This window comes from Streptomyces sp. NPDC057654 (assembly GCF_042800135.1).
Taxonomy (GTDB): domain Bacteria; phylum Actinomycetota; class Actinomycetes; order Streptomycetales; family Streptomycetaceae; genus Streptomyces.
The window spans coordinates 1-6,486 of sequence record NZ_JBHVHQ010000485.1; the positions used below are offsets into that span (position 1 = coordinate 1).

At 74.7% G+C, this 6,486-nt stretch carries 5 protein-coding genes; all 5 read right to left on the reverse strand.

Features of this window, described 5'->3' with window-relative positions; genetic code table 11:
• Positions 1-2,819: amino acid adenylation domain-containing protein (locus ACFU99_RS28535; protein ID WP_384397396.1), on the reverse strand; the 2,819-nt coding region annotated here is incomplete at its 3' end.
• On the reverse strand, positions 2,816-3,046 hold the full coding sequence (locus ACFU99_RS28540) for a phosphopantetheine-binding protein (protein WP_030877343.1): 231 nt from the start codon (positions 3,044-3,046) through the stop codon (positions 2,816-2,818). The genes ACFU99_RS28540 and ACFU99_RS28535, both read right to left, overlap by 4 nt.
• A gap of 5 nt (positions 3,047-3,051) precedes the next feature.
• Positions 3,052-3,684: an isochorismatase family protein gene (locus ACFU99_RS28545; protein ID WP_384397400.1), complete on the reverse strand. Its 633-nt coding sequence runs from the start codon at positions 3,682-3,684 to the stop codon at positions 3,052-3,054.
• A gap of 83 nt (positions 3,685-3,767) precedes the next feature.
• Positions 3,768-5,459 (reverse strand): (2,3-dihydroxybenzoyl)adenylate synthase, encoded by a 1,692-nt coding sequence (locus ACFU99_RS28550; protein ID WP_384397403.1) that lies wholly within the window; start codon positions 5,457-5,459, stop codon positions 3,768-3,770.
• The coding region (locus ACFU99_RS28555; RefSeq protein ID WP_384397406.1) for an isochorismate synthase at positions 5,456-6,486 on the reverse strand (1,031 nt) is incomplete at its 5' end. The genes ACFU99_RS28555 and ACFU99_RS28550, both read right to left, overlap by 4 nt.

A 6,486-nucleotide genomic window follows, 5' to 3' on the forward strand; every position in this document is an offset into this window, starting at 1 on the left:
TCGCCGCTCAGCACCGCCTCGATCTCGCCGAGTTCGACGCGCAGGCCGCGCAGCTTGACCTGGTGGTCGGTGCGGCCCAGGTATTCGACGCTGCCGTCCGAGCGCCAGCGGGCCAGGTCGCCGGTCGCGTACATGACCTCGCCGGGCGCGCCGAAGGGGTCGGCGGTGAACCGCTCGGCGGTCAGGTCGGGGCGGCCGAGGTAGCCCGTGGCGAGTTGGGCGCCCGCCAGGTGCAGTTCGCCGGGGACGCCCGGCGGGCAGAGGCCGCGGGCGGCGTCCAGGACGTAGAGCCGGGTGTTCCACACGGGCCGGCCGATGGGCACGGGCCCTTCCTCGCCCGGCGCGCAGGCGTGGTACGTGACGTCGACCGCGGCCTCCGTCGGCCCGTACAGATTGTGCAGCGGCACGCCGGGCAGCACGGTGTGGAACTGGTCGGCGGACTCGCGCGGCAGCGCCTCGCCGCTACAGAAGACGCGGCGCAGGCTCGTGCAGTTGCCGGCGGCGGGCTCGGTCAGGAAGACCTGGAGCATCGAGGGCACGAAGTGCGCGGTGGTGACGCGCTGTTCGCGGATCGTACGGGCCAGATAGGCGGGGTCCTGGTGGCCGCCGGGCTCGGCGAGGACGAGGGTCGCGCCGACGCGCAACGGCCAGAAGAACTCCCAGACGGAGACGTCGAATCCGGACGGGGTCTTCTGGAGGACCCGGTCGTCGGGGGCGAGCCGGTACTCGGCCTGCATCCAGCGCAGCCGGTTGTCGATCGCGGAGTGCGGGACGACGACGCCCTTGGGGCGGCCGGTGGAGCCGGAGGTGTAGATGACGTACGCGGGGTGCTGCGGGGTGAGCGCGCGGCCGGGGTCGGTGGCGGCGCACTCGGCGAGCTCCGCGCGGAGCGCCGGGTCGTCGAGGACGAGGACGGGCAGCGCGGTGTCGGGCAGCGCGGGGCGCGTGGCGGCGTCGGTCAGGACGCAGACGGGCGCGGCGTCCTGGAGGGTGTAGGCGAGCCGGTCGGCCGGATAGTCCGGGTCGAGCGGCAGGTACGCGCCGCCGACCTTGAGGACCGCGAGGAGCGCGACCACCAGGTCCACGGAGCGCGGCACGGCGACGGCGGCGAGGCTGCCGGGGCCGACGCCGAGGGCCGCGAGGCGGCGGGCGAGGCGGTTGGCGCGGGAGTTCAGTTCGCTGTAGGTCAGCGACTCCTCGCCGAAGACGAGGGCGGTGGCGCCGGGCGTGCGGGCCGCGCGGGACTCGATGGGCCCGATGAGGGTGGTCGGCGGCACGGCCACGGCGGTGTCGTTGAACTCGCCGAGGATCTGCTCGCGCTCCTCGGCGGTGGCGAGCGGGAACACGGCGAGCGGGGTGTCCGGGTCGCTGTCCGCGATACGGGCCAGCAGGTCGAGGAAGCGGCCCTGGTGGACGGCGAGTTCGTCCTCGGTGTAGAGGGCGGGATTGCCGTCGTAGTCGATGCGCAGCCCGCGGCCGTCGGTGCGGTCGTAGACGTTGACGGTGAGGTCGTCGACCGGGCCGGCGGAGAGGTTGTGGGCGTCCGAGGGCGCGCCCGCGAAGGTCAGCGCGTAGTCGAAGGGCATGACGTTGACGAGCGGTCCGACCAGGGCGCGGCCCTCGCCGAGGAGGCCGAGGTCGCGGCGGATGTCCTCGTAGCGGAAGCGCTGGTGGCGGCGGGCGGCCCGGATGGCGAGGACGACCTGGCGGGTGAGCTGGGCCAGGGTGGCGTCGGGGCCGACGGTGAGCCGCAGCGGCAGGACGTTCATGACCATGCCGGGGATGCGCAGCGCGACGGAGCCCATGCGGCCCATCATCGGCAGGCCGAGGACGACCTCCCCGGCTCCGGTGGTGCGGGCGGTGCACAGGGCCTGCGCGGCGAGCAGGACGTCCGGCCAGGTGGCCCGGACCGAGGTGGCGAAGGCGCGGAGCCGTTCGGTGGCCTCGGGGGCGAGGTGGGCGGTGCGGCGCAGGAAGGTGCGCGAGGGCAGGGCGGTGCGGCCGGCGGGCGAGGGGGCCTCGGGGCGGTCCGCGAACGCCTCGGACCAGTGGGCGCGGTCCTTCTCGTACGCGTCACAGCCGCGGTATTCCGCGTCGTCGGCGACGAGTTCGGCGAGCTTCCCGAAGGGGCTGGGGCCGGGGTCCTCGCCGGCGGCGAGGGCGGTGAAGGTCTCGGCGACGCGGCGGGCGAGGAGGGAGTAGCCGTAGCCGTCCATGACGGCGTGGTGGACGCGCTGGTACCAGAGCCAGCGGTCGTCGGCCACGCGGAAGAGGGCGTGGGCGAAGAGCGGGCCGGCGGCGAGATCGAAGGGGACGTCGAGGTCGGCGCGCATCCAGGCGCGCGCGGCGGCGTCGGGGCCGGCCTCGCCGCGGGCGTCGAAGACCCGCAGCGGGAAGGGGAGTTCGCCCTCGTGCCGGGTGCTCGACGCGCCCGCGGGCAGCCCGAGGAAGGCGTCGGAGGCGCCGGGCGCGGAGGTCTCGGCAGCGGCGGCCGGGGCGTACACGCCGAGAGGGACGGGCACAACGGTGCGGGGCACGGACCCGAAGGCCAGCGGCAGTTGGCGGGGCCCGTCGGCCGTCTCCACGAGCCGTACGCACAGCGCCTCGGCCTCGTCCGCCGTGCGGCGCAGGGCCTGGGCGAACAGCGCCGGGTCGACGGGGCCGTGGATCTCGATGCACTCGGCGGTGTTCTGGGCGGGGCTGTCGGGGTCGAGGGCCTGGGCGAACCACATGCCCGCCTGGGCCGCGGTGAGGGCGAGCCCCTCCGGCCCGGGGTCGGCGGGCGTCGCCGGAACGCGTTCGGCGGTGCGTACGGTCATGCCGGCTCTCCCAGCAGCGCCCACCAGCGCTCGATCCCCGGCGCCTCGGCGAGGTCGGCGAAGGTGACCTCGGCGCCGTGGTCGCGGCGCCAGCGCTCGATGAGGGTCATGATGCGGACGGAGTCGAGGCCGTAGTCGACGAGGTTCTCGTCGTCGGGGATGTCGGCGGGGTCCTCGCCGAGCACGTCGGCCACGTCGTCCCGGATCTGCTGGATGGTGAGCGCCATGGGGGTCAGCGTCCTTCGAAGATGCGGTCGGCGGTGGTGACGACCGCGCACTTGGCGGCGGCCCAGCGCAGCGCCATGTGGTGGTCGGCCTCGGAGAAGTCCGCCACGGCGTCGGCGACGAGGAACGCCTGGATGTCGCGCATCCACGCGTCGCAGGCGCTCATCAGCACCCCGATGTGCGCGTACACGCCGACGACGATGAGCTGGTCGCGGCCCTGCGCCGCCATCCGCTCGGCGAGGTCGGTGCGGACGAACGCGCTGTACTTCCACTTGGTCAGCACCGTGTCGCCGTCCTGGGGCGCGACCCGGTCGGCGACGGCCTTGAGCCGCTCGTCGTCGGGCAGGCCGGGGCCCCAGAAGTCCTGCTGGAGGCCGCGCTCGGCGGAGGTCTGGCCGCCGGGCTGGGCGCTGTAGACGACGGGTACGCCGCGCTCCCGGCTCTCCTTCGTCAGCCGTTCGACGCCCGCGAGGAGTTCGGTGACCGGGGACGCGTCGGCGGTGAACGCGTCGAGGAAGTAGTTCTGCAAGTCGTGGACGAGCAGGACGGCGCGGTCGGGGTCGACGGTCCACTGGACGCGGTTGGCCGGGAGGTCGGCCGCGGTGGGCATCGGGTAGGGGGCGATGGCCGGCAGTGCCATGGGGTGCCTTTCAGGTGCTGGGTCGTGCGCTGCGGTGGAGCGGGGCGCCCGGCCCGCTCGGCGGTGCGGGCGCCCGGCGGTGCTCAGCGCGTGGCGGTCCGCGCTCTGAGCTGCTCGGCGATGGCGGCGCGCAGGTCCTTCTTGGAGATCTTGCCGATGCCGGTCTGCGGGAAGGCGTCGACGAACTCGACGCGGTCGGGGACCTTGTAGGCGGCGAGCCCGCGCTCCCGGACGAACTTCTTCACGGCGACCGGCCGCAGCGGCTCGGCGCCGTCGCGCAGGACGACGTACGCGCAGGTCCGCTCGCCGAGGTAGTCGTCGGGCATGGACACGATGGCCACGTCGTGGACGGCGGGGTGGGCGAGGATGTGGTTCTCGATCTCCTCGGCGGCGACCTTCTCGCCGCCGCGGTTGATCTGGTCCTTGGCCCGGCCCTCGACGACGAGGTAGCCGTCCTCGGTCATCCGCACCACGTCGCCGGTGCGGTAGAAGCCGTCGCGGGTGAAGGACTTGGCGTTGTGGGCGGGGGCCCGCCAGTAGCCGCGGATGGTGTACGGGCCGCGGGTCAGCAGGTGGCCGGTCGCGCCGACGGGGAGGTCGTCGTCCTCGTCGTCGACGATCCGGATCTCGTCGTCGGGGGAGATCGGGCGGCCCTGGGTGGTGACGATCGTCTCGTCCGGGTCGTCCAGCCGCGTGTAGTTGACGAGCCCCTCCGCCATGCCGAAGACCTGCTGGAGGGTGCAGCCGATGGCGGGCCCGACGCGCCGGGCGGCCTCCTCGCTGAACTTCGCGCCGCCCACCAGCAGCACGTCGAGGCTGCTGAGGTCGCAGTCGGTGGCAGCGGCGGCCTCGGTCCATACGAGCGCGAGGGGCGGCACCACGCCCGTGATCGTGACGCGTTCGCGCTCGATGAGCGGGAAGGCCACGTCGGGGCTGGGCTGCGGGGCGAGGACGACGCGGGCGCCCGCGTAGAGCGCGCCGAGCGTGCCGGGCGAGCTGAGCGGGAAGTTGTGGGCGGCGGGCAGCGCGCACATATAGACGCTGTTCTCGTCGACCGCGCAGATCTCGTTGGAGCCCCAGAGCGAGTACATGTAGTCGTCGTGGGTGCGCGGGATGAGCTTGGGCACTCCGGTGGAACCGCCGGAGAGCTGGAGGAAGGCGAGGTCGTCGGGGCGGGGCCCGTCCTCGACGGCTACGGGCTCGCGCGCCACGTCGGCGAGGGCGGTGTGCTCGCCGGGGGCCCCGACCACGAACACTTCGCGCAGGGTCGGGACCTGGGCGCGTACCTTCGCGGCCAGTTCCCGGTGGTCGAAGCCGCCGTTGACGTCGGGGATGACGTAGGCGACGGCCTCGGTGAACTCGCAGAAGTAGCGGATCTCGCTCTCGCGGTGGGCGGGCAGCGCGAAGACGGGCAGCGCGCCGATGCGGAACAGCGCGAAGACGGTCTCGAAGAACTCGGCGACGTTGGGGAGCTGGACGACGACGCGGTCGCCCTTGGTGATGCCGCGGGCGAGGAACCCGGCGGCGAGCCGGTCGGCGCGCTCGTCGAGCTCGCCGTACGTCCAGCGGCGGCCGTCGCCCGCGGGGTCCACGACGGCGACCCGGTCGGGGTGGGCGAGGGCGCGCTCGCGCAGCATGGAACCGAAGGTCTCGCCGCGCCAGTAGCCGGCGGCGCGGTAGCGCTCCGCGTAGTCGGCGGGCCAGGTCGGCGCGTCGGGAACGGCAGGTGTCCCGGGCGTGACGTCGGGCGTGGCTTCGGGTGTTTCGAGGGTCACTGGTCTGCCCCCACGGCGTGCAGGAAGGTACGGAACTTGGCGCCGGTCTCGGCGGTCTCCGCTTCCGGCGTGGACGCTGCGACGATACCCGCACCCGCGTAGAGGCGCAGGGCCCCCCGGTCGGCCTCGGCGCAGCGGATGGTGACGACCCATTCGCCGTCGCCGTCGGCGTTGCCCCAGCCGACCACGCCGCTGTACATGCCGCGGTCGAAGGGTTCGAGTTCGCGGATGACGTCGCGGGCGGTACTGGTGGGGGTGCCGCAGACGGCGGGGGTGGGGTGCAGGGCGCAGGCCAGTTCCAGCGCGGAGGCGCGGGGTTCGGCGAGCCGGCCGCTGACGGTGGTGGACAGGTGCCACATCGCGGCGGTGCGCACGAGCGTGGGCTGCGCGGGTACGTCCAGGTGCTCGCAGTACGGGTCGAGGGCGTCGCGTACGGCGTCGACGACGACGGCGTGCTCGTGCAGGTCCTTGGCGGACTCCAGGAGGGCCGCGGCGCGGCGTACGTCCTCGGCGAGGTCGGGGCTGCGCGGCACGGAGCCGGCGAGGGGGTTGGCGACGAGGCGGTTGCCGCGGCGGGAGACGAGGAGTTCGGGGCTGGCGCCGAGGAGGGTGCGGCCGGGGCCGGTGGGCACGGCGAAGGTGTAGCCGGTGGGGTCGCGGCGGGCCAGGCGCTGGAGGAGGCCGGGGAGGTCCGGTGCGTCGGGGTCGCCGGGCGCGGTGAGTTCGAGGGTGCGGGCGAGCACGACCTTGCTGAAGTCGCCGCGGCGCATGCGGCGTACGGCCTCGGCGACGGCGGCGCCGTAGGCGGCGGGCTCGGGGACGGGGCGGATCTCCCAGCGGGCGGCCTCGGGGGCGGCGGCGGGGAGGGCGATCAGCGGGTCCTCGGCGAGCGGCGGCGCCCAGCGGGCGCGTTCGGGCACGGCGAGGGCGGCGGGCGCGTCCTGGGCGAGGGGGACGGCGCCGGCGACGGTGGGCGCGGGGTCGCCAGCGGCGCGCCGGGCTTCGAGGGTCTCGGCGACGCGGGCGG